21 protein-coding genes are annotated in these 24,152 nt (G+C 45.2%); 16 read left to right on the forward strand and 5 right to left on the reverse strand.

The window, feature by feature from the left end; all coding sequences use genetic code 11:
* The first annotated feature begins 83 nt into the window (after positions 1 to 83).
* Both EAE30_RS09320 and EAE30_RS09325 read left to right on the forward strand, forming a co-directional pair.
* A complete protein-coding gene (locus EAE30_RS09320; RefSeq protein ID WP_123017316.1) occupies positions 84 to 1,217 on the forward strand; it encodes a 4-phosphoerythronate dehydrogenase in 1,134 nt (377 codons plus the stop codon).
* Positions 1,214 to 2,227 (forward strand): aspartate-semialdehyde dehydrogenase, encoded by a 1,014-nt coding sequence (locus EAE30_RS09325; protein WP_123015655.1) that lies wholly within the window; start codon positions 1,214 to 1,216, stop codon positions 2,225 to 2,227. The genes EAE30_RS09320 and EAE30_RS09325 overlap by 4 nt, the downstream gene beginning before the upstream one ends.
* 53 nt (positions 2,228 to 2,280) lie before the next feature.
* On the opposite strand, the gene fur is transcribed toward EAE30_RS09325, so the two are convergent.
* The 3 genes from fur to EAE30_RS09340 all read right to left on the reverse strand — a co-directional run bounded on the left by fur (position 2,281) and on the right by EAE30_RS09340 (position 4,833).
* Positions 2,281 to 2,730, reverse strand: a complete 450-nt coding sequence (fur, locus tag EAE30_RS09330) for a ferric iron uptake transcriptional regulator (protein ID WP_123015656.1) — start codon at positions 2,728 to 2,730, stop codon at positions 2,281 to 2,283.
* Positions 2,731 to 3,210: 480 nt separating this feature from the next.
* Complete coding sequence (gene fldA, locus EAE30_RS09335) at positions 3,211 to 3,738, reverse strand: flavodoxin FldA (protein ID WP_123015657.1); 528 nt, start codon at positions 3,736 to 3,738, stop codon at positions 3,211 to 3,213.
* Positions 3,739 to 4,062: 324 nt separating this feature from the next.
* Positions 4,063 to 4,833: an alpha/beta fold hydrolase gene (locus EAE30_RS09340; protein WP_123015658.1), complete on the reverse strand. Its 771-nt coding sequence runs from the start codon at positions 4,831 to 4,833 to the stop codon at positions 4,063 to 4,065.
* 92 nt (positions 4,834 to 4,925) lie between these two features.
* Here EAE30_RS09340 and seqA point away from each other — a divergent pair, with 92 nt between their 5' ends.
* Both seqA and pgm read left to right on the forward strand, forming a co-directional pair.
* Positions 4,926 to 5,483, forward strand: coding sequence for a replication initiation negative regulator SeqA (gene seqA / locus EAE30_RS09345; protein WP_123015659.1), 558 nt, complete (start codon positions 4,926 to 4,928; stop codon positions 5,481 to 5,483).
* A 105-nt stretch (positions 5,484 to 5,588) separates the two neighbouring features.
* Positions 5,589 to 7,235, forward strand: a complete 1,647-nt coding sequence (gene pgm, locus EAE30_RS09350; RefSeq protein ID WP_123015660.1) for a phosphoglucomutase (alpha-D-glucose-1,6-bisphosphate-dependent) — start codon at positions 5,589 to 5,591, stop codon at positions 7,233 to 7,235.
* A 51-nt stretch (positions 7,236 to 7,286) separates the two neighbouring features.
* On the opposite strand, the gene EAE30_RS09355 is transcribed toward pgm, so the two are convergent.
* Entirely contained in the window at positions 7,287 to 8,063 is a 777-nt protein-coding gene (locus EAE30_RS09355) for a DUF1853 family protein (protein WP_123015661.1), read from the reverse strand.
* 84 nt (positions 8,064 to 8,147) lie between these two features.
* On the opposite strand from EAE30_RS09355, the gene EAE30_RS09360 reads away from it, so the two are divergent.
* A complete protein-coding gene (locus tag EAE30_RS09360; protein ID WP_123015662.1) occupies positions 8,148 to 8,906 on the forward strand; it encodes a Nif3-like dinuclear metal center hexameric protein in 759 nt (252 codons plus the stop codon).
* A gap of 97 nt (positions 8,907 to 9,003) precedes the next feature.
* Here EAE30_RS09360 and EAE30_RS09365 read toward each other — a convergent pair whose 3' ends face one another.
* Entirely contained in the window at positions 9,004 to 10,293 is a 1,290-nt protein-coding gene (locus tag EAE30_RS09365; protein WP_123015663.1) for a citrate synthase, read from the reverse strand.
* 404 nt (positions 10,294 to 10,697) lie between these two features.
* On the opposite strand from EAE30_RS09365, the gene sdhC reads away from it, so the two are divergent.
* The 11 genes from sdhC (at position 10,698) to EAE30_RS09420 (ending at position 23,992) form a co-directional block, all read left to right on the forward strand.
* Complete coding sequence (gene sdhC / locus EAE30_RS09370; RefSeq protein ID WP_123015664.1) at positions 10,698 to 11,090, forward strand: succinate dehydrogenase cytochrome b556 subunit; 393 nt, start codon at positions 10,698 to 10,700, stop codon at positions 11,088 to 11,090.
* Positions 11,084 to 11,428 carry a succinate dehydrogenase, hydrophobic membrane anchor protein gene (gene sdhD / locus EAE30_RS09375; protein ID WP_123015665.1) on the forward strand — a complete coding sequence of 115 codons (345 nt, stop codon included), beginning with the start codon at positions 11,084 to 11,086 and terminating at the stop codon, positions 11,426 to 11,428. Before sdhC ends, sdhD begins: the two co-directional genes overlap by 7 nt.
* Entirely contained in the window at positions 11,429 to 13,195 is a 1,767-nt protein-coding gene (sdhA, locus tag EAE30_RS09380) for a succinate dehydrogenase flavoprotein subunit (protein ID WP_123015666.1), read from the forward strand.
* A 12-nt stretch (positions 13,196 to 13,207) separates the two neighbouring features.
* A complete protein-coding gene (locus tag EAE30_RS09385; RefSeq protein WP_123015667.1) occupies positions 13,208 to 13,921 on the forward strand; it encodes a succinate dehydrogenase iron-sulfur subunit in 714 nt (237 codons plus the stop codon).
* 93 nt (positions 13,922 to 14,014) lie between these two features.
* Positions 14,015 to 16,825 (forward strand): 2-oxoglutarate dehydrogenase E1 component, encoded by a 2,811-nt coding sequence (gene sucA / locus EAE30_RS09390; RefSeq protein ID WP_123015668.1) that lies wholly within the window; start codon positions 14,015 to 14,017, stop codon positions 16,823 to 16,825.
* A gap of 39 nt (positions 16,826 to 16,864) precedes the next feature.
* Positions 16,865 to 18,088 carry a 2-oxoglutarate dehydrogenase complex dihydrolipoyllysine-residue succinyltransferase gene (odhB, locus tag EAE30_RS09395; RefSeq protein WP_123015669.1) on the forward strand — a complete coding sequence of 408 codons (1,224 nt, stop codon included), beginning with the start codon at positions 16,865 to 16,867 and terminating at the stop codon, positions 18,086 to 18,088.
* A 169-nt stretch (positions 18,089 to 18,257) separates the two neighbouring features.
* Entirely contained in the window at positions 18,258 to 19,424 is a 1,167-nt protein-coding gene (gene sucC, locus EAE30_RS09400) for an ADP-forming succinate--CoA ligase subunit beta (protein WP_123015670.1), read from the forward strand.
* The gene (gene sucD / locus EAE30_RS09405) at positions 19,424 to 20,296 is read left to right on the forward strand and encodes a succinate--CoA ligase subunit alpha (protein ID WP_123015671.1); all 873 of its coding nucleotides are present in this window, start codon (positions 19,424 to 19,426) and stop codon (positions 20,294 to 20,296) included. Before sucC ends, sucD begins: the two co-directional genes overlap by 1 nt.
* A gap of 200 nt (positions 20,297 to 20,496) precedes the next feature.
* Complete coding sequence (locus tag EAE30_RS09410; protein WP_123015672.1) at positions 20,497 to 21,441, forward strand: SPFH domain-containing protein; 945 nt, start codon at positions 20,497 to 20,499, stop codon at positions 21,439 to 21,441.
* 7 nt (positions 21,442 to 21,448) lie between these two features.
* Positions 21,449 to 21,907, forward strand: a complete 459-nt coding sequence (locus tag EAE30_RS09415) for an NfeD family protein (RefSeq protein WP_123015674.1) — start codon at positions 21,449 to 21,451, stop codon at positions 21,905 to 21,907.
* Between the two features lie 222 nt (positions 21,908 to 22,129).
* On the forward strand, positions 22,130 to 23,992 hold the full coding sequence (locus EAE30_RS09420) for a methyl-accepting chemotaxis protein (protein ID WP_123015675.1): 1,863 nt from the start codon (positions 22,130 to 22,132) through the stop codon (positions 23,990 to 23,992).
* Positions 23,993 to 24,152 lie beyond the last annotated feature (160 nt).

A 24,152-nucleotide genomic window follows, 5' to 3' on the forward strand; every position in this document is an offset into this window, starting at 1 on the left:
CGAGAGGAGCCGGGCGTTTTTATTCTCGACACTGTGCCGGCTTTTTTGCACAATGATTTCATTGTTAAAGAGTATGAGTCATGATGAAAATTCTAATCGATGAAAATATGCCCTATGCTGAACAACTGTTTAGTCAGCTAGGCGAGGTGATTTTAAAACCAGGCCGCAGCCTAACCGCTGAAGATTTGGTGGATGTGGATGCGTTAATGATTCGCTCTGTGACTAAAGTGAATGCTGACCTACTGGCCAAAGCGAATAAATTGAAATTCGTGGGAACCGCGACGGCGGGGAAAGACCATGTGAATCAAGCGCTGCTTGAAGAAAAAGGCATTCATTTTACTGCGGCGCCTGGGTGTAATAAAGTCGGTGTAGCAGAATATGTATTTAGTGCATTGCAGGTCTTATCACAGCAGCAAGGCTTTTCTGTTTTTGATAAGACGGTCGGGATCATTGGGGCTGGGCAAGTGGGGAGTTACTTGCATGAATCGTTATCTGGCGTGGGTATCAACACGCTAATTAATGATCCACCCAAACAAGCGTTAGGTGATAACCGTGAGTTTACCCCTCTGGACACGTTACTAGAAAAAGCCGACGTGATCACGCTTCACACGCCACTGACGGTGGATGGCGAGTATCCCACGTATCATTTGATTAACGAGCGTATACTGGCTCAGTTAAGGCCGGATCAGATTTTAATTAATGCCGCTCGTGGTCCTGTTGTCGATAATGCTGCGTTAAAAGTACGCTTGCAAAAAGGCGACGGCTTTACTGCCGTACTGGATGTCTTTGAGTATGAACCACAAGTGGATATGACTCTCTTACCGCTACTTGCTTTTGCCACGCCACACATTGCTGGCTATGGCCTAGAGGGCAAAGCACGTGGCACTACAATGATTTATAATAGTTACTGCGAATTTCTTGGTGTGAACCAACAGGCTCAGGCGAATGAGTTGTTGCCGGTTGCCCCATTACCACAGGTGCACTTAGCACGCTCGTGGGATGAAGCAACTCTGTTTTCACTGACCCAACTGATTTACGATGTTCGTAAAGATGACGCTTTATTTAGACGAGTAATGCCTAAAGAGGGCGCATTTGATGCCATGCGTAAGCAGTATTGGGATAGACGCGAATATAGCGCGTTAACCCTCGTAGGCGATGCCACGTGCAATTTAGCACCGCTTGCGAAGTTAGGTTTCAATATTGAGGTTAAACAATGAGCCAAAAATTTAATATCGCCATCCTAGGTGCGACAGGTGCTGTCGGTGAAGCGATTCTTGACGTATTAAAGGAACGCGATTTACCCATCGGTGATGTGTTTCTATTAGCCAGTGAGCGCAGCGAAGGTAAAATCTATCGCTTCAATGGTAAATCACTTCAAGTTGAAAATGTGAACGAATTTGACTGGACACAAGTTCAAGTTGCGTTCTTCTCCGCGGGAAGCGAACTTTCTGCTGAGTGGGCTCCTATTGCGGCAGACGAAGGTGTGGTGGTTATCGACAATACGTCACAGTTCCGTTATGAGTTTGATGTACCGCTTGTGGTCCCAGAAGTGAATGCGTCAGCCATCGCTGAGTTTCGTAACCGCAACATCATCGCCAACCCAAACTGTTCCACCATTCAAATGCTGGTTGCGCTGAAACCGATTCATGATGAAGTAGGGATTGATCGCATTAATGTCTCGACATATCAGTCGGTCTCTGGGGCTGGCAAATCGGGTATCGATGAGTTGGCAGGCCAAACTGCGAAATTATTGAACGGTTTGCCACCGGAAGCGGAAACATTCAGTCAGCAGATCGCGTTTAACTGTATTCCACAAATTGATGACTTATTGGAAAATGGCTACACCAAAGAAGAAATGAAAATGGTGTGGGAAACAGAGAAGATTTTTAATGACCCTTCCATCCGCGTTAACCCAACTTGCGTCCGTGTGCCCGTGTTCTACGGCCATGCAGAAGCGGTTCACGTGGAAGCGCGTATGCCCATAGATGCTGAGCAAGTGACTGAATTGCTCAAAGCAGCGGAAGGTATTGAGGTCTTTGACGAGCACGATTATCCAACTCAAGTACGCGACTCTGGCGGTAAAGACACCGTTATGGTGGGACGCATCCGTAATGAAATCGGTAACCCATGTGGTGTGAATTTATGGGTTGTGGCTGATAACGTTCGAAAAGGTGCGGCAACCAATGCCGTTCAGATTGCTGAAATCTTAATGAGAGATTATTTATAAGATTGAGTCTTTCATGGGACAGAATGAAAAAACCACCGTAACGGTGGTTTTTTTTATACTTTTGCATCGTGAGCTTTGGGATCGTTTTTACAAGATCCTTCTGCACACTTACCGTATAAATACAGGCTGTGGTTGGTGAGATTGATGTTAAAACGTTCCGCAATTTCATGCTGTCTACGTTCAATCATTTCATCATTAAATTCGATAACCATACCACAATCTAAGCAAACAAGATGATCATGATGCTCTTGCGTTGATAATTCAAACACCGATTTACCACCTTCAAAGTGGTGTCTGGTCACAATACCTGCATCATCAAATTGGTTTAGTACACGATAAACCGTTGCAAGGCCAATTTCTTCGCCAAGATCGATCAGTTTTTTATACAGATCCTCAGCACTAATATGTTGGCACTCAGGTTGCTGTAGTACTTCTAAAATTTTTAGCCGTGGAAGTGTGACTTTGAGGCCAGCATCCTTTAGCGCTTGGTTGTTATCCGACATATAGTTTCCCGTTGATGCTCTGCACTAATAACAGAAGTCAGTGTGACACCTATTATAGTGGAGTCGTGTTAAACATTAAACCACGAAGTTAAAAGGGGTAATCAAAATGAAACTGCACACCTACCGTATCTTCAGAACCATCGCTCAGTGAATACTGAGATACTCTATAACATAGTGTCGTCAATAATAATATTACAATTCGTACGGTATCCACCAATGACCATATCAAAAATGGAATGATTGAGTGAATTATTTTTAGGTGGATTTCAGTAAAGAAAAGCGGATAAAGGTCAAGAAAGGAAAAAATAGGTCAATCACCGTGATAGAGGCCCAGAAGATTCTCTATTGATAACGGCACAGATGGAGTCAAAGACTTCGACTTTCCTGACGTTCAGTAACGCAAACGCCATTATCGATGGGGAAGTCAACGAGAGTGATTGATGCACTGCCCCAATCGCACTTGGGGCAGTGCCAATACCATCAGTCTTCTAATTCAGATAAACACATTTCAGTGTAGATCTGGTTGACCCAAGTTTTCACTCGCTCATCGGTCAATTCAGGCTGGCGGTCTTCATCGATACACAAACCAACAAAATGGCTGTCATCGGTTAAGGCTTTTGACGCTTCAAATTCGTAACCTTCCGTTGGCCACTCACCCAAAATCATGCCGCCTTTGGCTTCAACAATGTCACGTACGGTACCCATTGCGTCACAAAAGTATTCTGCATAATCTTCTTGATCTCCGCAGCCAAAGATAGCGACTAACTTACCAGAGAAGTCAATCGCTTCCAGTTCTGGGAAAAAGTCATCCCAGTCACATTGTGCTTCACCATAATACCAAGTCGGAATGCCTAACAGTAGAAGATCAAAGTTATCAATGTCTTCCTTACTGCTTTTTGCAATATCCTGAACATGAACCAGTTTTTCACCAAGCTGTTTTTGGATCATTTTTGCAACTGCTTCAGTGTTGCCTGTATCACTCCCAAAGAAGATACCTACACTTGCCATAAAATCATTACCTTTAAAATAGTTATGGGTTGACCATTCATTCGATGTGTTCGCGTCACTCGTCGAGGATGAGTTGACCACACCGTTTATAGGGATCGGGACCTATAGTAAGAACGGCTCCACTGCGTTTAACGATGTTTGCTTAAGCACTTGCCTTGGGCAAGTGAATGAACGCAAGGTTCACTGACTAAAAGTGAAAAACGACGCAAACTGTATGGTCATTCCATATCCCGTTACATGGGCGCACTATACCATTGTTAAACCGTAAAGTTAATCGGCCGCCACTGCCATTTATACAAAGACGTCCGTGTTTTGGTGACCAGTTTATTTGTCTTGTAAAAATCGGCGTATCACTCGAAGGACTTCGCTCGGTTTTTCCGCATGTAACCAGTGCCCGACATTGGCAATGACATGGGCTTTGGAGTGGGGAAACTGTTGTTGAATCGCACTTTGATGTTCAGGCATCAGATAGTCTGAGTTGCCGCCTTTAATGAATAAGGTCGGGAGATCGCAGGGCGATATGTCTTCCCACCCCAGAATATTGCCATAATTGGCTTCTAAAGCTGGGACATTAAAGCGCCATGCCATGTGGTCACCATTGTTATACAGTGATTTTCCCACAAATTGACGGACACCTTCCATATTGATGTGTTGGGCAAGAATCTCCATTGCGTCACGGCGTGATGTCGGCTGCTGTTTAAGCACCACATTCAAACCAGCAAAAACCGCATCGTGCCGAGCTTCTGGGTACGCGACAGGAGCCATGTCTAACACTATCAGCTGCGTGATGAGTTGTGGGGCGATATCCGCCAGTTTCATTGCCGCTTTTCCGCCCATTGAGTGACCAATAATGACGGCATTGTCAATCTCAAGATAGGTGAGTAAGTCTTTAATATCGTGAGCAATCGTTGTGTAGTTATGCTCATCACTGTGCAGTGATAAACCATGATTTCGTAAGTCAATACTGAGTACCTGATGATCGGTCTTGAGATCCCGAGCAAGGAGGCCTAAATTATCCAAACTTCCGAATAAACCGTGGATCAATACAATGGTGTGACCCTCACCTTCGAGTTTATAATTCAGTAATGATGACATTTTATCTTATTAGTGATTGGTTTAACGTAGAGTCTCAGCGAAGATCTCGCTATAATCCCCTAGAGTTTAAACATTGAGATTGTGAAAAGCGAATGAAAACAATTGAGGTTGATGAGGATCTATACCGTTACATTGCCAGTCAAACATTACACATCGGTGAAAGTGCATCAGACATTTTACGCCGATTACTGAATGTTGAAGGACAGGTTGATGCGGCGGCACAGCCTGCGGTAGTGCATAAGCCTGAACCTCAGGTTGCACAGGGTATAGTAGTCAGTAAAGATGCCGCTCAAGAAAAGAAAGTTGATAGTGTTAAAGCGATGCGCGAGCTATTGATTTCTGACGAATTTGCCGCGTTGAAAAAAGCAGTGGATCGTTTTATTTTGGTGCTTTCAACACTTTACCAAATCGATCCAGAGCGTTTTTACGAAGCGATGGAGGTAAAAGGCCGTAAACGCGTCTATTTTGCCGACAATGAGCAAACACTTTTGTCTCATGGACAAACGACCAAACCGAAATCGATTCCCAATACACCATTTTGGGTCATTACCAATAATAATACGAGTCGTAAACAACAGATGGTTCAGCAAGTGATGGAGCTTATGAGTTTTCCTGCTGATATTATCGAGAAAGTTGTACACGCCATCTAATTTGGTTGTGTGGTACTCATCGACAATCTGCGTAAAACCTCATAACTGTCTCCATCATTTATGAGGTTTTTATTTACGTTTTGATTTTGATAGAAAGGACGTCATATGGCTATGCACCCTCGCGCAGGACAGAAAGCGCTTCAAGAAGATTTAACGAATATTCCAGCTTTGGTAGCAAACTATTACTTATTGAAACCAGATGCGACCAATCCAGCACATAAGGTTGAGTTTGGGACGTCTGGCCACCGTGGTAGTGCAGATAAAACAACATTTAACCAGAATCATATTCTCGCGATTGCCCAAGCGATTGTCGATGTTCGTGAAGAAAATGCTACGTCTGGGCCGATGTTTGTCGGTAAAGACACGCATGCTTTATCGGAACCTGCGTTTAGTAGCGTAGTGGAAGTGCTCATTGCTAATGGCATTGAAGTGATTGTACAAGAGAACAATGGGTATACACCAACCCCGGGCATTTCTCATGCTATTTTGACCTACAATCAGACGCACCAAGGACAGGCGGATGGCATCGTCATTACGCCATCACACAATCCCCCGCAAGATGGTGGTATCAAATACAACGCGGTGCATGGTGGCCCAGCTGAGGCATCATTAACCGAAGCGATTCAAGATCGCGCCAATCAGTACATTGCGAAGAATTTGCAAGGTGTAAAACATATCGCTTTGACTGACGCAAAGCAGTCGCCATTATTCCATCAGGTTGACCTTGTTCAGCCTTACCTCGACGATCTCGTCAATGTCATTGATATGACGGCTATTCAAAACGCCAAACTTTCGATGGGGGTTGACCCGTTAGGCGGCAGTGGGATTGAGTATTGGCGCCGTATTGGCCAACAATATAATCTTGATCTTACCTTAGTGAATGACACCGTCGATCCAAGCTTCCAATTTATGTCATTGGATAAAGATGGCGTGATCCGGATGGATTGCTCCTCCCCTTATGCGATGGCGGGTTTACTGGCCATGAAAGATCAGTATGACCTTGCTTTTGCTAATGATCCTGATTATGACCGTCATGGCATTGTCACTCCCCAAGGATTGATGAACCCTAACCATTTCCTTGCCGTCTGTATTGATTATCTGTATCGCCATCGTGAAGGTTGGGGTAAAGACGTGGCTGTGGGGAAAACGCTGGTTTCCAGTGCGATGATCGATAAAGTGGTGAAGGATTTAGGTCGTGAGTTGTGTGAAGTTCCGGTCGGCTTTAAGTGGTTTGTTGATGGGTTATTCACGGGGCGCTTTGGGTTTGGTGGCGAGGAGAGTGCGGGCGCTTCTTTCTTACGTCATAACGGTCGAGTTTGGTCGACGGACAAGGATGGCATTATCCTTTGTTTGTTGGCGGCAGAAATTACCGCTGTGACCGGGAAAAACCCGCAACAGTATTATAATGAACTCGCCGAGAAGCACGGCAACTCTCATTATAATCGTTTGCAAGCTGTCGCAAATGGCCCACAGAAAGACATTTTGAAAAAGTTATCACCAGAAATGGTGACGGCTAAAACACTGGCAGGAGATGAGATTACCGCACGTTTAACGCATGCGCCAGGTAATGGTGCCGCGATTGGTGGCTTAAAAGTCACGAGTGATCATGGTTGGTTCGCTGCCCGTCCTTCTGGCACAGAAGATATCTATAAAATTTACTGTGAGAGTTTTAAAGGTGCAGAACACCTAAAACTGATTGAAAAAGAAGCGCAAGCTATTGTAAACCAAGTGTTTAAAGACGCCGGTTTATAATTTTGCTAAGTCTTAGATAAAAAAGAGCGCAGATGCGCTCTTTTTTATTGGTTATGAATTATTGGGCCAAGTATCCGGCACGATAAACCAAAAGTGTCCAGATTCACTTTGGCAATGGACAAATCCACTCGCATCATGCTGATATTTTGGTGTGCAGTCACCGCGTCCGGTGATCCATTGTGGTTTATTGAGCAGGTATAATGGCTCCTCAATACGTGATGCTTCGTGTTGATAACACCAGTAACCCGTGATTCGTTGCGGATTGATGGTAATCGGGTTTTTCGATTGATACTGGGCGAAGGTTAAAGTGTGTGGTGGCGCTTCGTCACGAAAAGGATTGGTATACAGGCGTCCCTGCATTAAAAGGTGCTGCGAAAGCGCTGGCCAATCGGGATAGGCTTGCCGGAACGCGTCGCTCTGCGAGAACGGCAATTGCTTTTCTAGCATATGCTGCACTTTTAAATCTAAACGGTCATGGGCATGCGGCCCATACCAAAAGCCGTCTTTTAATAAATAGAACTTAATGGCGACTTCCCAATGCTGCCATGTGCCATTGCGGTGCTCAGTAATAAAATCAATGGCGCCTAATGTGCGACCTTGTGAATTGATTTGCAATTCTTCATGCACATTCTTGTACTCTGGATGTTGTTGGAACAAATGCCCACATAAATACTGATATACGAAGCCGAGACGATGGTTTCCGGTATAGGGAGAACTGGGTAGCGAGGGTTGAGAGGATAAAAATGGTGAATGAGATTCAATGGGTGGAGCACCAGCAATGATAGCGGGAGAATCAATCACCCAATGAAGCAGACGAGAAAAATCCATAGTATGGAAAAACCTGTGTTATTTCGACATTCAAGTATGAAATTGTTATAACCCTGTTATGAGTGAGATGCAATGGGAGAGAGTATGAATCATTTAGAATTAGAAGCGTTACTCAATAGCGAATTATCGCCACAGTTAATCAAAGACTATTCACCCAATGGTTTACAAGTGGAAGGAAAAGAAGACGTTAAAACCATTATTACCGGTGTGACGGCTTCACAAGCGTTAATCGAGCGAGCGATTGCCAAGAAGGCGGATGCCATTATCGTGCATCATGGGTATTTTTGGAAAAACGAACCGCAACAGTTAAGAGGCATGAAAGGTCGACGGATCCGTGCCTTAATGAAGAACGACATTAACTTATACGGTTACCATTTACCTTTGGATATCCATCCAACGTTAGGCAATAATGCACAATTAGCGCAATTATTAGGCATCAACGCCGTCACTGGGTTAGAAGATCATCCGCAGTCGATTGCCATGAAAGGCGAACTGAGTGAGCCTATAACCGGTGAAGAATTTGCTAAGCGCATTAGCACAGCGCTCAACCGAGCACCTTTGCATATCGCTCCAGAGCATTCAGACAGATTGATTAAAACGGTCGGGTTTTGTACTGGCGGTGGACAAGATTTTATTGATTTGGCGGCGGAACACCACTTAGATGCGTATGTGTCTGGTGAGGTATCAGAACGCACCACGTATTCTGCTCGAGAGCAGTCTATTCATTATTTCGCCGCAGGTCATCATGCCACCGAGCGTTATGGTGTGAAAGCGTTGGGGGAGTGGCTAGCACAAGAGCATGGTTTCGATGTTGAGTTCATTGACATTGATAATCCCGTCTAACTATTTGGGAAATATCACAAAAAAAAGGGCGAAATATTTTCGCCCTTTTTTATTTTTTTCGGTTTGATACCCAACCATAATGTCATGGAGAGGTGTATTAAGAACGTTCGCCAATAGAAACGAAATCCCGTTTTTGTTCACCAGTATACAGTTGGCGAGGTCGGCCGATACGCTTACCCGGATCGCTATGCATTTCATTCCAATGTGCAATCCAACCGATTGTGCGCGACATTGCAAAAATTACCGTAAACATTGAGACCGGAATACCAATCGCTTTTAAAATGATTCCCGAATAAAAATCGACGTTTGGATAGAGTTTCTTATCGATGAAATAGCTATCCGACAGTGCAATTTTTTCCAGTTCCATCGCGACATCAAGGAGCGGGTCTTGTACTTTTAACTCGGTTAACACCTCATGACACGCTTCTCGCATCACCGTTGCTCGTGGATCATAGTTTTTATAAACGCGATGACCAAAGCCCATTAAACGGAATGGGTCGTCCTTGTCTTTCGCGCGACTAATAAATTCAGGGATCTTCTCAACGCTACCGATTTCTTCAAACATATGCAGACACGCTTCGTTTGCGCCACCATGGGCGGGTCCCCAGAGTGAGGCGATACCTGCTGCGATACAGGCAAATGGGTTAGCACCTGATGAGCCTGCTAAGCGTACGGTAGAAGTGGACGCATTTTGTTCGTGATCCGCATGAAGTGTAAAAATCTTATCCATAGCACGAGCCACAACAGGGTTGACTTCGTATTCTTCGCAGGGCGTCGCGAACATCATATGCAAGAAGTTTTCTGCATAGGTTAAATCATTGCGAGGATAAATAAACGGTTGGCCTGTTGAGTATTTGTAACACATAGATGCCAAAGTCGGCATTTTTGACAACAAGCGATAGGCTGCAATCTGACGATGTGAATCGTTATTAATATCTAAAGAGTCATGATAAAACGCCGCCAGCGCACCGACCACGCCACACATAATGGCCATTGGGTGGGCATCACGACGGAAGCCATGGAAAAAACTGGCAATTTGTTCATGGACCATGGTATGACGAGTGACGGTTTGCTGAAACTCCTCATATTGTTCACGAGAAGGCGCTTCACCATATAACAGAATATAACAGACTTCGAGATAGTCGGCATGATTTGCCAATTGATCAATGGGGAAACCGCGGTGTAATAACACCCCTTTGTCACCATCAATGTACGTGATTTGAGATTCACAAGATGCAGTGGCAAGAAAACCGGGATCAAAGGTAAAGTAGCCATTTGAGCCCAAACCTCGAACGTCAATTACTTGGGGTCCCATAGTCCCATCCATAATTGGCAGTTCGATCGGCGCTTGACCTTCAATATGAAGGGTAGCTTTTTTATCTGCCATAACAATCTCCTTTGTTAAAAAATGGTGTCCCCGTTCATTATACATTATGCCGGGGACCATGAATATTTACGACCGATCTACTATAAAGTCAATCTTTGTCGCCTGATGTGTGCTCTCACTTTGATTTTTAATCAATGGAAAGTTAAAAACCTGTTCTATGTAGCAAAAATTGTTACATCAATTGTATTAAACTGATCGCAGTCCTATATTGGCTAAGATAATTAAGGCTAAAGCCTTGTGTATTCAGGTCTGCAAGACGGTCTTCTTTTGAGTGGTACGATGTGTTCACATCTATTAACTGAATGAATATTGCTGTTTATTTAATCAGACTTGTGTATTAAATGTTAAATCATTTGGTTTAGTCGAAATTTTCTTCAACAACAATAAAAGCTCAATGGAGCTGAGTGAGCAAGCCCGTGAAAGAAAGAAAAAAACGACCTGTAAATTTAGATCTACAGACCATTCGCTTTCCGATAACCGCTATCGCATCAATACTACACCGTGTTACAGGCGTGATTATGTTTGTGGCGGTCGGAATTCTGATGTGTTTACTCTCCCTATCCCTATCCTCCGCTGAAGGCTTTAATGAAGCGAGTGCATGGGTCGACAATATTGTAGTGAAATTGGTGCTATGGGGCATATTGACTGCCTTGTCTTACCATATTGCTGGTGGTATTCGTCATCTCATCATGGATTTGGGATATTGTGAAGAGCTGGAAAGTGGAGCGAAAAGTGCGAAAATCGCATTTGGTATCACAGTAGTACTCTCAATCCTATCTTGGGGGTTAATATGGTAAATAATGTCTCTTCCCTTGGACGTAACGGCGTTCATGATTACCTTCTTGTCCGTGCATCGGCCATTCTGATGACCTTGTATGTCATCTATATTGTCGGCTTCTGCGCGTTTAATGACATCACTTATGAATCATGGTCCGCCTTTTTCTCTGGAACGTTCACCAAAGTTTTCACAATGTTAGCATTGGTCTCTGTACTTATGCATGGTTGGATAGGGCTTTGGCAAGTACTGACTGACTACGTTAAGTGTTCAAAATTACGAGTGGGGCTGCAATTTGTGGTTATCGCCGTATTACTTGGCTATTTTTTCTCCGGCCTATTTATTTTGTGGGGTGTGTAAGTGACTATTCCCGTTCGTCAATTTGACGCCGTTGTAATCGGCGCTGGTGGTGCAGGAATGCGAGCTGCACTACAAATCTCTGAGCAAGGCTTGAGCTGTGCTTTGTTATCTAAAGTCTTCCCAACGCGTTCACACACAGTATCAGCCCAAGGTGGTATTACTGTTGCTCTCGGTAATTCACACGAAGATGACTGGCAATGGCATATGTATGACACGGTCAAAGGATCCGATTATATCGGTGACCAAGACGCGATCGAATACATGTGTAAGCAAGGCCCCCAATCGGTTATTGAACTAGAAAAAATGGGACTTCCTTTTTCTCGTTTCGATAACGGAAAAATCTACCAACGTCCATTTGGTGGTCAATCTAAAGAGTATGGTGGTGAACAAGCAGCGCGTACTGCTGCGGCGGCAGACCGTACGGGGCATGCGTTGTTGCACACCCTCTATCAGCAAAATATCAAACACAAAACGACCATCTTCTCTGAATGGTACGCACTGGATTTAGTGAAAAACCAAGACGGTGTGGTGATGGGCTGTACGGCGATCTGCATCGAAACCGGGGAAATGTGCTATTTCAAAGCCAAAGCGACCGTATTGGCAACCGGCGGTGCTGGACGTATTTATGCGTCGACAACCAATGCGCACATCAATACGGGTGACGGTGTTGGTATGGCGCTGCGTGCTGGTGTTCCTGTGCAAGATATGGAAATGTGGCAGTTCCACCCAACGGGCATAGCGGGCGCAGGTGTACTCGTGACCGAAGGCTGCCGAGGAGAAGGTGGTTACCTCTTAAATAAAGATGGTGAGCGCTTCATGGAACGTTACGCTCCGAATGTCAAAGATTTGGCGGGTCGTGATGTGGTTGCTCGTTCAATGATGATTGAGATTCGTGAAGGGCGAGGCTGTGATGGCCCTTGGGGTACTCACTTGAAATTGAAATTGGATCACTTGGGTAAAGACGTTCTAGAGTCCCGTTTGCCGGGTATTTGTGAGCTATCGCGTACCTTTGCTCACGTTGATCCGGTGAAAGAGCCGATTCCGGTTATCCCTACGTGCCACTATATGATGGGCGGTATTCCTACCCAAGTATCAGGCCAAGCTCTGAAGCAGAATGCCGCTGGTCAGGATGAAGAAGTTCCTGGACTTTTTGCCTGTGGTGAAATCGCCTCAGTGTCAGTGCATGGTGCGAACCGTCTTGGTGGTAACTCGTTGCTTGATTTGGTGGTATTTGGACGTTCAACTGGCTTACACCTTGGTGAGACGTTAGCGTCTTACGCTGAATCTCGTGATGTGTCAGAGTCAGACATTGAAGCCTCTCTTTCTCGTTCAATGCGCTGGGAAAACAGCACTAGTGGTGAAGACCCATTCCAAATTCGTAAAGACCTCCAGCATTGTATGCAAACGAACTTCTCAGTATTCCGTGAAGGTGATGCCATGGCGGAAGGGTTAACTGAGCTGCAAGAGATTCGCGAGCGCTTGAACAATGCCCACCTTGCGGATAAGTCAAAAGAGTTCAATACTCAACGTATCGAATGTTTGGAATTAGATAACTTAATGGAAACGGCGCTTTCTACGGCAGTGGCGGCAAACTACCGGACCGAAAGCCGAGGAGCGCATGCACGCTTTGACTATCCTGACCGTGATGATAATGAGTGGCTATGTCATTCGATTTATAATCCGGAAACAGAAAAAATGACGAAACGTCATGTCAATATGCTACCGCAATATCGCGAACCGTTCCCACCAAAAGTACGTTCATACTAGGGAGGCCACACCATGAAAGTTAACTTCTCTTTGTATCGATATAATCCGGACGAAGATAAAAAACCGTATATGAAGGACTACACGCTCGACGTGAAAGAAGGGTCTGACATGATGGTTTTGGATGCTTTGATACTGTTGAAAGAGCAAGATCCTAGTATTGCGTTCCGTCGCTCTTGTCGTGAAGGGGTATGCGGTTCCGATGGGGTAAACATGAATGGCAAAAACGGCTTGGCGTGCATCACTCCTTTGTCGTCTCTTGGCCAGGATAAAACCATCGTAATTCGGCCACTGCCTGGCTTACCAGTGATTCGTGATTTAATTGTCGATCTAACGCAGTTCTATGATAACTATGCGAAAGTGAAACCGTTCTTAATTAACGATGGCGAATTACCACCGTCAAGAGAGCATTTACAATCTCCAGAAGATCGCGAGCAAATTGATGGTTTGTACGAATGCATTATGTGTGCATGTTGTTCAACATCTTGCCCGTCGTTCTGGTGGAATCCAGATAAGTTTATCGGCCCCGCTGGGTTATTAGCGGCTTACCGTTGGTTAACGGACAGTCGCGATACCGCAACCGAAGAACGTTTATCTGAATTAGATGACGCGTTTAGTGTGTTCCGCTGCCACGGTATTATGAACTGTGTCAGTGTGTGTCCAAAAGGACTGAACCCAACGAAGGCAATTGGTAGCATCAAGTCGATGTTATTGAGTCGCTCAGTGTAAACAAACTATGAGCAGGCCTTTGGGCCTGCTCTTTACTCGCTCCGTTCAATCAGACCGCAGCGTATTATCGAAACTACTGGTAAAGGGAAAACAATGCACAACGGCGTGATGAAGGCATGGCTCGAGTCTTCACACTTGGCTGGCGCCAATGCAACTTATGTAGAAGATCTCTACGAATTGTATCTAAGCGACCCCGACCTGGTGAGTGATGAATGGAAACGTGTTTTTGATGAGTTGCCACAGCAACCTGATAACGTGGTGGATCAACCACATTCACGTGTCCGAGATTACTTCCGGAGACTGGCACAAGAGACAAAGCATTATAGTGTCCAGGTAAGTGACCCTGAAGTCGATGCGAAACAAGTAAAAGTCCTCCAATTGATAAATGCTTATCGATTCCGAGGCCATGAAGCAGCAGAACTCGATCCGTTAGGTTTATGGAAACGAGCGCCTGTGGCTGAATTAGACCCCTCTTTTCACAATCTATCTGATGACGATCTTGAAGAATCTTTCAATGTTGGTTCCTTTGCCATCGGCAATGACACCATGAAACTGAAAGATATTCATCAATCATTAAAAAATATCTATTGCGGACCGATTGGTGCTGAATACATGCACATGACCGATACCGAGCAAAAGCGTTGGATTCAGCAACGTTTAGAGCCAGTTAATGGTCATCCACAATTTACTGCCGATGAAAAACAAACGTTTCTTGAAGAGTTGACCGCGGCCGAAGGGCTTGAGCGCTATTTAGGTGCAAAATTCCCTGGTGCGAAACGATTTTCTTTGGAAGGTGGCGATGCCATGATTCCAATGACCAAAGAGCTGATTCGCTACGCGGGCTCTCAAGGCATGCGTGAAGTTGTGATTGGTATGGCGCACCGTGGCCGTTTAAACATGTTAGTGAATGTTCTCGGCAAGAAACCACAAGGGTTGTTTGATGAATTTGCCGGTATACATGATGATACATGGGGAACGGGCGACGTTAAATATCACCAAGGTTTCTCAGCGGATTTCTCGACGCCAGGCGGTAATGTTCATTTAGCATTAGCGTTTAACCCCTCTCACTTAGAAATTGTTAATCCGGTCGTTATCGGCTCTGTTCGTGCTCGCCAAGATCGCTTGGGTGATACGGATGGAACCAAGGTATTACCGATTACCATTCATGGCGACTCGGCAATCGCTGGGCAAGGCGTGGTGGCAGAAACCTTCAATATGTCTCAGGCACGTGGCTTCTGCGTGGGCGGTACGGTGCGCGTGGTGATCAATAACCAAGTGGGCTTCACCACCTCTAATCCTCGCGATGCACGCTCCACCATGTACTGTACTGATATCGCGAAAATGGTACAGGCGCCGATTTTCCACGTTAATGCAGATAATCCAGAAGCGGTGGCGTTTGTTACTCGTATTGCGCTTGATTATCGGAATACATTTAAAAGTGATGTGGTTATCGATTTGGTTTGTTATCGCCGTCATGGACATAATGAAGCGGATGAGCCGAATGCCACTCAACCTTTGATGTATCAGAAAATCAAAAAACACCCAACTCCCCGTAAATTGTACGCGGATGTGTTGATAGAGCGTGGTGAAACTGAAACAGAAAATGTGACTCAGTTGATCAATGAATATCGTGATGCGCTCGATCAAGGGGAAGTCGTTGTGAAAGAATGGCGTTCTATGACGATGCATTCTGTCGATTGGTCTCCATACCTTGGTCATGAATGGAATATGCCTTGGGATGACAAAGTGAGTCAGGAACGTTTGGTTGAGTTAGGCCGACGTTTATGTCAACACCCAGAAAGTCACAAACTGCAAAGCCGTGTTGAGAAAGTCTACCGTGACCGATTGAGTATGGTGGCGGGTGAAAAAGCACTCGATTGGGGGATGGCTGAACTCTTGGCCTATGCAACCTTAGTCGACGATGGGTATCGGATTCGTATTTCAGGGCAAGATTCTGGCCGTGGTACCTTCTTCCATCGTCATGCGGTTCTTCATAATCAAGAAGATGCGAGTACGTATATTCCGCTGCGCCACATTCACGATAAACAAGGGCCTTACCAAGTGTTTGACTCGGTATTATCGGAAGAAGCGGTACTGGCATTCGAATATGGTTACGCGACAGCAGAGCCAAGTGGTTTAACGATTTGGGAAGCCCAATTTGGTGATTTCGCCAATGGTGCACAAGTGGTGATTGACCAATTTATCTCATCGGGTGAACAAAAATGGGGTCGCTTATGTGGACTGACCATGCTGTTACCACACGGTTATGAAGGTCAAGGCCCTGAGCACTCGTCCGCCCGTCTTGAACGGTATTTGCAATTGTGTGCTGAACAAAATATGCAGGTTGTTGTGCCGTCAACACCCGCACAGGTTTATCACATGTTGCGCCGTCAAGTGGTGCGTCCGATGCGTCGGCCACTGATTGTTATGTCACCGAAGTCGTTACTGCGTCATCCTTTATGCACTTCTTCACTAGAAGAATTGGCCGATGGTACGTTCCAAGCGGCGATTGGCGAAGTCGATGATATTGCGCCAGAGCAAGTTAAGCGTATCGTCTTCTGTGCAGGCAAAGTGTACTACGACTTGTTGGATCAACGTCGTCAGAATGATCAGCAAGATGTTGTCATTATCCGCATCGAGCAGCTTTATCCGTTCCCAATGGATGACGTTCGTCAGTTGGTTTCTCAGTATCCGCAAGTGACGGATTACGTATGGTGTCAAGAAGAACCACAAAACCAAGGGGCTTGGTATTGCAGTCAACACAATTTCCGTGCAGCAATTCCAGAAGGGGCACAAATCCGCTATGCCGGACGTCCTGCGTCTGCCTCACCTGCGGTCGGTTATATGTCAGTACACCAAAAACAACAGAAAGCGCTCGTCGCTGATGTGCTTACGATTGATTAGAACTAGAACTAAAAAATTAAGTAAAAAGGAAATGAAATTATGACCATTGAAATTCTGGTTCCAGACTTACCTGAATCCGTCGCTGATGCGGTGGTGGCAACATGGCACAAACAGCCAGGTGATACGGTAACTCGCGATGAAGTATTAGTGGATATTGAAACTGATAAAGTTGTGTTAGAAGTTCCCGCGCCTGACGATGGAGTACTTGAATCGATTGTTGAAGAAGAAGGTAACACCGTTTTAGCAAAGCAAGTGATTGCTAAACTCAAGGTGGGCGCTGTCGCTGGAGAGCCAACTAAAGACAAAGCGGACAACAGCGAACCGTCGCCTGATCGTCGCCATAAAGCGTCGCTTTCTGATGAGTCTAATGATTGGTTAAGCCCTGCAGTCCGTCGTTTATTAGGCGAACATAACCTAGAAGCGAGTGATGTGAAAGGCACTGGTGTCGGTGGCCGCATTACTCGTGAAGATGTGGAAGCGCACTTGGCGAAAGGATCGTCAGCCAAAGATAATGCGTCAGCGGCGAAATCTGAGCAGCCTGAAATATCGGAAGTAAAACCGGGCCGCAGTGAAAAACGTGTTCCTATGACACGTTTACGCAAACGTGTTGCAGAGCGTTTACTTGATGCTAAAAACAACACGGCTATGCTGACAACGTTTAACGAAGTTAACATGAAGCCAATCATGGACTTACGTAAACAATACAAAGACATTTTTGAGAAAAAACATGATGTCCGTCTAGGATTTATGTCTTTCTATATTAAAGCTGTGACGGAAGCCTTAAAACGTTATCCACAGGTGAATGCATCCTTGGATGGCGATGATATTGTGTATCACAACTTCTTCGACATTAGTATTGCTGTATCCACACCGCGTGGTCTGGTCACGCCAGTACTAAAAGACACCGATACGTTAAGCCTAGCGAACATCGAAAAAGGCGTGAAAGACTTAGCCATCAAAGGTCGTGACGGTAAATTGACCGTTGAGGAACTGACCGGTGGCAACTTTACCATTACCAACGGTGGCGTGTTCGGCTCGCTAATGTCAACGCCAATTATCAACCCACCACAAGCCGCTATTTTGGGTATGCATAAAATTCAAGAGCGTACTATGGTGGTTGATGGGCAAATTGAAATATTACCAATGATGTATCTCGCGCTATCTTATGACCACCGCTTGATTGATGGTCGTGAGTCCGTTGGATTCTTGGTAACCATTAAAGAACTACTTGAAGATCCAGCGCGACTACTATTGGATGTGTAGTAACTGTGCTATCGCATGAATTATCGGCGATAGCGCTGCCGAGTCAGGTAATGCTCTACTTGACTCGGCTCCGCCACGTTATGATGGCGATTAGTTGAGTCTCCCTACAAGACGTGAAGTCGTGAAACTCAGGCTCTATGGATAAAAATCAAAAAGACGGAACAACATAATGAATTTGCATGAATATCAAGCCAAACAGCTGTTTGCAGAATTCGGATTGCCTGTACCTGATGGGTATGCGTGTGATACTCCTCAAGAAGCAGCAGAAGCACCAAGCAAAATTGGCGGCGATAAGTGGGTCGTGAAATGTCAGGTACACGCGGGTGGCCGTGGTAAGGCTGGCGGTGTTGAATTACACGAAACGAAAGAAGGTATTCGCGAATTTGCACAAAAGTGGCTGGGCAAAAATCTGGTAACCTATCAAACTGATGCTAAGGGTCAACCTGTCTCGAAAATTCTTGTCGAAGCAGCCTCTAATATTGAAAACGAATTATACCTCGGCGCCGTCGTCGATCGTGCTACACAACGTGTTGTCTTCATGGCATCAACAGAAGGCGGCGTAGAAATCGAGAAAGTGGCAGAAGAAACCCCAGAACTCATTCATAAGGCGGCGATCGATCCCCTAGTTGGGCCTCAGCCTTATCAAGGTCGAGAACTGGCCTTTAAACTGGGTCTTAAAGGTGAGCAAATCAAACAGTTCACTAAGATTTTCATGGGCCTTGGTACTATGTTCACGCAATACGATCTTGCCTTGCTTGAAATCAACCCATTGATTGTCACCGGTGAAGGCAATCTCGTTTGTCTCGATGGTAAGATCAATATCGACTCGAACGCGTTATATCGTCAACCTAAGCTGCGTGATATGCACGACGGTTCTCAAGAAGATGAACGTGAAGCTCATGCGGCGAAATGGGAATTAAACTACGTTGCTTTAGACGGTAATATCGGTTGTATGGTTAACGGCGCTGGTTTAGCGATGGGAACCATGGATATTGTTAACCTCCACGGTGGCAAGCCTGCTAACTTCTTGGATGTCGGCGGCGGTGCAACGAAAGAACGCGTCACGGAAGCGTTCAAAATCATTTTGTCAGACAGCAATGTGAAAGCGGTATTTGTTAATATTTTTGGTGGTATTGTTCGCTGTGACCTTATCGCTGATGGTGTCATTGGTGCCGTTGAAGAAGTCGGCGTTAAAGTCCCCGTTGTGGTTCGTCTTGAAGGAAACAACGCTGAGCTAGGTGCTCAAAAATTAGCAGAAAGCGGTCTAAATATCATTGCGGCGACGTCATTAGCTGAAGCTGCCCAAAAAGTCGTTGCAGCAGCGGAGGGTAAATAATGTCCATTCTCATCAATAAAAATACCAAAGTCATCTGTCAGGGTTTCACTGGTGGACAAGGTACATTCCACTCAGAGCAAGCACTCGATTATGGAACACAGCTCGTCGGTGGCGTTTCGCCTGGTAAGGGGGGGAGCACGCACCTTGGTTTGCCCGTGTTCAATACCGTAAGAGATGCGGTTGAAGCAACCGGCGCAACTGCCTCAGTGATTTATGTACCAGCTCCGTTCTGTAAAGACGCCATTCTTGAAGCGATTGATGCAGGCATTGAGTTAATCGTCACCATTACAGAAGGCATTCCAACTCTGGACATGCTTGAAGTAAAAGTTCGCCTTGATGCGGCGGGCGTACGTATGATTGGTCCAAACTGTCCAGGCGTTATTACCCCGGACGAATGTAAAATCGGGATCATGCCTGGTCATATTCATCGTAAGGGTAAAGTTGGTATTGTATCGCGCTCCGGTACATTAACCTATGAAGCGGTTAAGCAAACAACAGACGAGGGATTCGGACAATCAACGTGTGTTGGTATTGGTGGTGATCCAATTCCAGGGTCGAACTTCATTGATATATTGCGTCTGTTTGAAGAAGATCCAGAAACTGAAGCCATCGTCATGATTGGTGAAATTGGCGGAACGGCCGAAGAAGAAGCGGCCGCTTTTATTAAAGAGCATGTGTCTAAACCAGTCGTTTCTTACATCGCGGGTGTTACTGCGCCTCCAGGTAAACGCATGGGCCACGCTGGTGCGATCATCTCTGGCGGAAAAGGGACCGCGGATGAAAAATTTGCGGCACTGGAATCTGCGGGCGTGAAAACCGTGAAAAGTTTGGCGGACATTGGTTCGGCACTACGCGCGGTAACGGGCTGGTAAACTTCGCGCTCAATGCCTTGTCATAAACCCGAGCTGAGTCTCGGGTTTTTTTATATCTTAGAGCGATATCATAAAACCTACTGAATACTTGCAAGTAATGAATCACCATGGTGTAGACTAACGCTGCTCTGATTTTAGATAACAACAAGCAGAGTGGACAAATCCAATTTTATTGTGACTAATACGTACAAGGCTAACTAATGGAAACACTCATTCCTATCATTTTTAATAATATTGTGCCGATTGTGGCGTTCATTTTGATCATCGCATTATTGAAAAGCGGGATTAAATTTGTACCACAGAATCAAGCATGGATTGTAGAGCGCTTCGGCAAGTATCAATCCACGAAAATTGCAGGCTTAAACTTTATTATTCCGTTCATTGATCATATTGCAGCGGTACGCAGTTTAAAAGAACAAGCGCAAGATGTGCCATCACAGTCAGCGATCACGCGTGATAATATTTCGTTAGTGGTTGATGGCGTTTTATACTATCGAGTATTAGATGCTTATAAAGCGACCTACGGTGTTGATGATTATGCATTTGCGGTCACTCAGCTTGCGCAAACCACAATGCGTTCGGAGCTAGGCAAAATTGAATTAGATAAAACGTTTGAGGAACGCGATGCATTGAATACCAATATCGTTGCCTCGATTAATGAGGCGGCTGAACCTTGGGGTATTCAGGTTCTCCGTTATGAAATTAAAGACATTGTGCCGCCTAATTCGATTATGGAATCGATGGAAGCACAGATGAAAGCTGAGCGAGTTAAGCGTGCTCAAATCCTGGAGTCTGAAGGCGATCGTCAAGCGGCTATTAATGTCGCTGAAGGTAAACAGCGTGCCCAAGTTCTCTCCGCTGAAGCGGATAAAGCCGAACAAATTCTGAAAGCAGAAGGGGAAGCAACGGCGATTTTAGCGGTTGCCCAAGCACAAGCGGAAGCGATCCGTACTGTTGGGGAAGCCGCCGATACTGAAAAAGGTCAAAAGGCCATACAGTTGGATCTTGCAACGAAAGCCATTGAAGCGAAACATGCCATTGCAAAAGAGTCGTCTATTGTGATGTTGCCGGAAAGTAATATGGATGCAAGTTCTCTGGTCGCTCAAGGTATGTCTATAATTAATAAATTAAATACCAAAGGATAATACAGCCGTGTTACTTGCTTATTTACCTCAAATATTGATAGCCGCAGGCATCTTGGCCTTAATCTTAGAGATCACGGTATTTGGATTTTCTACGCTATTATTGTTTTTCCTTGGTATAGGGTTTTTTATTACCGGGCTTAGCATGCAATTTGGGTGGCAAGTAGTGGATGTAACACACGCTGTTTGGTCCGTAACGTTATTGACGATTGCCGCAGCGGTACTGTTGTGGAAGCCTTTGCGCCAAATACAGAATCGGACAGAAACCCCAGCGGGACCGTCTGATTTTGCTCAGGTCTCGTTCCAGTTGACTGGAGATACCACACCGCATAGTGATGATGTTTTTCATCAATACTCCGGTATCCGCTGGTATGTGCGCAGCAAAGAACCCTTATCAAAAGGCCAATGGGTGAAAGTGGTCAAAACTGACGTTAGCGTTTTGTGGGTTGAACCCCTTGATGATGTGTAATTTAAACGAATGGTCTTTTAATGAAGAGAGCCGTATGGCTCTCTTTTTTTATGCAAATTTTTCATGATAAGTCGACATTGACTGATGATTTGCGGATAGGGCATGAATAATGGGGGACGACGATGTGTTTTGATAAAAACGTACTAACATTGAAATATATTGAGTTGCCCTGCGTAAAGTATCGAGTGATTGATTTTTTCTAGCCTGATAATAGGAAAAAATATGCTGATTAAACAGAAGTTAATCTTAAACACGACACTGCTTGTTGTTGCATTAGTTGCGATGTTAGTTTTTTCTAATCACACGCAACGCAATCTAGAAAAACTGAATCATGCCAAAAACTTGGTTTTGCATCAGCAAGTTAGCATGCTTTCACTAAGGCGTAGTGAAAAAGATTTTCTCGCGCGTCTCGACCTTTCTTATGAAAAAAAATACCAAGATGAAATGGAGTCTTTGTATAAAGACCAAATATTACTTGCCAACATCATGAATGAATTTGCTATTGATACCGGGACATTGAACGAACTGACTGAATATTTTAAACAGTATCAGGAACACTTTATCGCGGTGGTGAATGCATCAAAAGAATTGGGACTCACACCACAAACGGGATTACAGGGCAAGTTACGTGGTGCCGTGCATGATATCGAGGATGAATTGTCTGCGTTAAACCAAGATGCATTATTGGTGATCATGCTACAACTACGTCGACATGAAAAAGATTTCATGTTGCGTAACAATCCTAAATATATCAAGGCGTTTAATCAAAGATTAGACCAATTAGAAAAGAGTGTACAAACTTCTTCCTTACCTGCAGATAAGGTTGAGTTGCTACTGTCTCTGGCTGAGCAATACCGACAAGGGTTTAATCAATACGCAGAAAGTAAAAAAAGCTTGGGCCTGACGAGTAAAGAAGGAAAACTCTTGGCAATGCGTCAGTCTATCCACAAAACAGAGACCGCGCTTGATTCACTGGAAGCGCAATTAACGTCAGCAATCGAAGAAAAGACCTCCCTTGCGATGCATATCATGACTCTCGTCTGTAGCGTCATTATCGTGATAGGTGTGTCGGTTGCATGGATGATTAATCGCACAATTAACACTTCATTGCGTTCGATTCAAACAACGATGAAAGATATCCAAACGACTAAAAATATCAGCTTGCGAGTCAATTTGTCCGCTAAAGATGAAATTGGTTATGTCGCTTCTAGCATCAACGATATGTTGGCCGAGTTCAGTCGTGTAATCACTCAAGTCAGTGTTACGGTGCAAGAGATGCATACGACCACCTCGGAGTTGTCCAAAAACGCCGCAAGAACCTCAGATGATGCCCATAAGCAAAGGGTTGAAACGGATATGGTCGCGACATCAATCACCGAAATGGTGGGAACGGTGGAGGATATTTCGCGTAGCATGGAAATGGCAGCGACCAAGGCTTATGCCACGCAAACCAGTGCACAACAAGGACAACAGCAAGTTCATTCTGCCATTGAACGTATCCGCCAGCTTTCCGACCGGCTTGAAGGGTCTGTTGAGACCGTGGGCTCATTGGTCAAAGAAAGTGAAAGTATTGGTACCGTTCTGAGCGTCATACAAGGGATTGCGGAACAAACCAACTTATTGGCGCTGAATGCGGCCATTGAAGCAGCGCGAGCCGGCGAGCAAGGCCGCGGCTTTGCCGTGGTAGCGGATGAAGTGCGAGCCTTAGCCAGCCGAACTCAGACTGCGACGGAAGAGATTTCCGGTATTATCGTCACGTTACAACAGCGCACTCAGGGGATTGTCGGTTTGATGGAAAAGTGCCGGGAGGATGGGGTATTAAGCCGCGATGAGGCATCGACTACAGGGGCAGTACTGGAACAGATTATTCTTGATGTAGAAGAAATTGCTGGTATGGCGGGATCCGTATCAACCGCCATTGAGCAGCAGACGATTGCCGCCAATGAAATTAGCAAGAGTGTCGAAACGATCCGTGAGATAACAGAAGATACATCCGAGTCGGTGGTGTTGAACACGAAAGCCAGCGAGGCGATTGCCGACCAAGCGAAATCCTTGAATACGAGTATATCAATTTTTAAAGTGTGATTTTACATGAAGACTGGTATGCGACGTGCCATAACCTCAGCAGCCATTGCGATTTCTTGAAAGGTAACCGCTGGCTGCTGGATTTTAGATATTACGGGGATTCTTACGTCGTCAATTCGTTCTTATCATTTGCTCTTTCTTGTCTGTGCGGCTCTATTCT

This window comes from Vibrio zhugei (genome assembly GCF_003716875.1).
In the GTDB taxonomy this organism is placed as follows: domain Bacteria; phylum Pseudomonadota; class Gammaproteobacteria; order Enterobacterales; family Vibrionaceae; genus Vibrio; species Vibrio zhugei.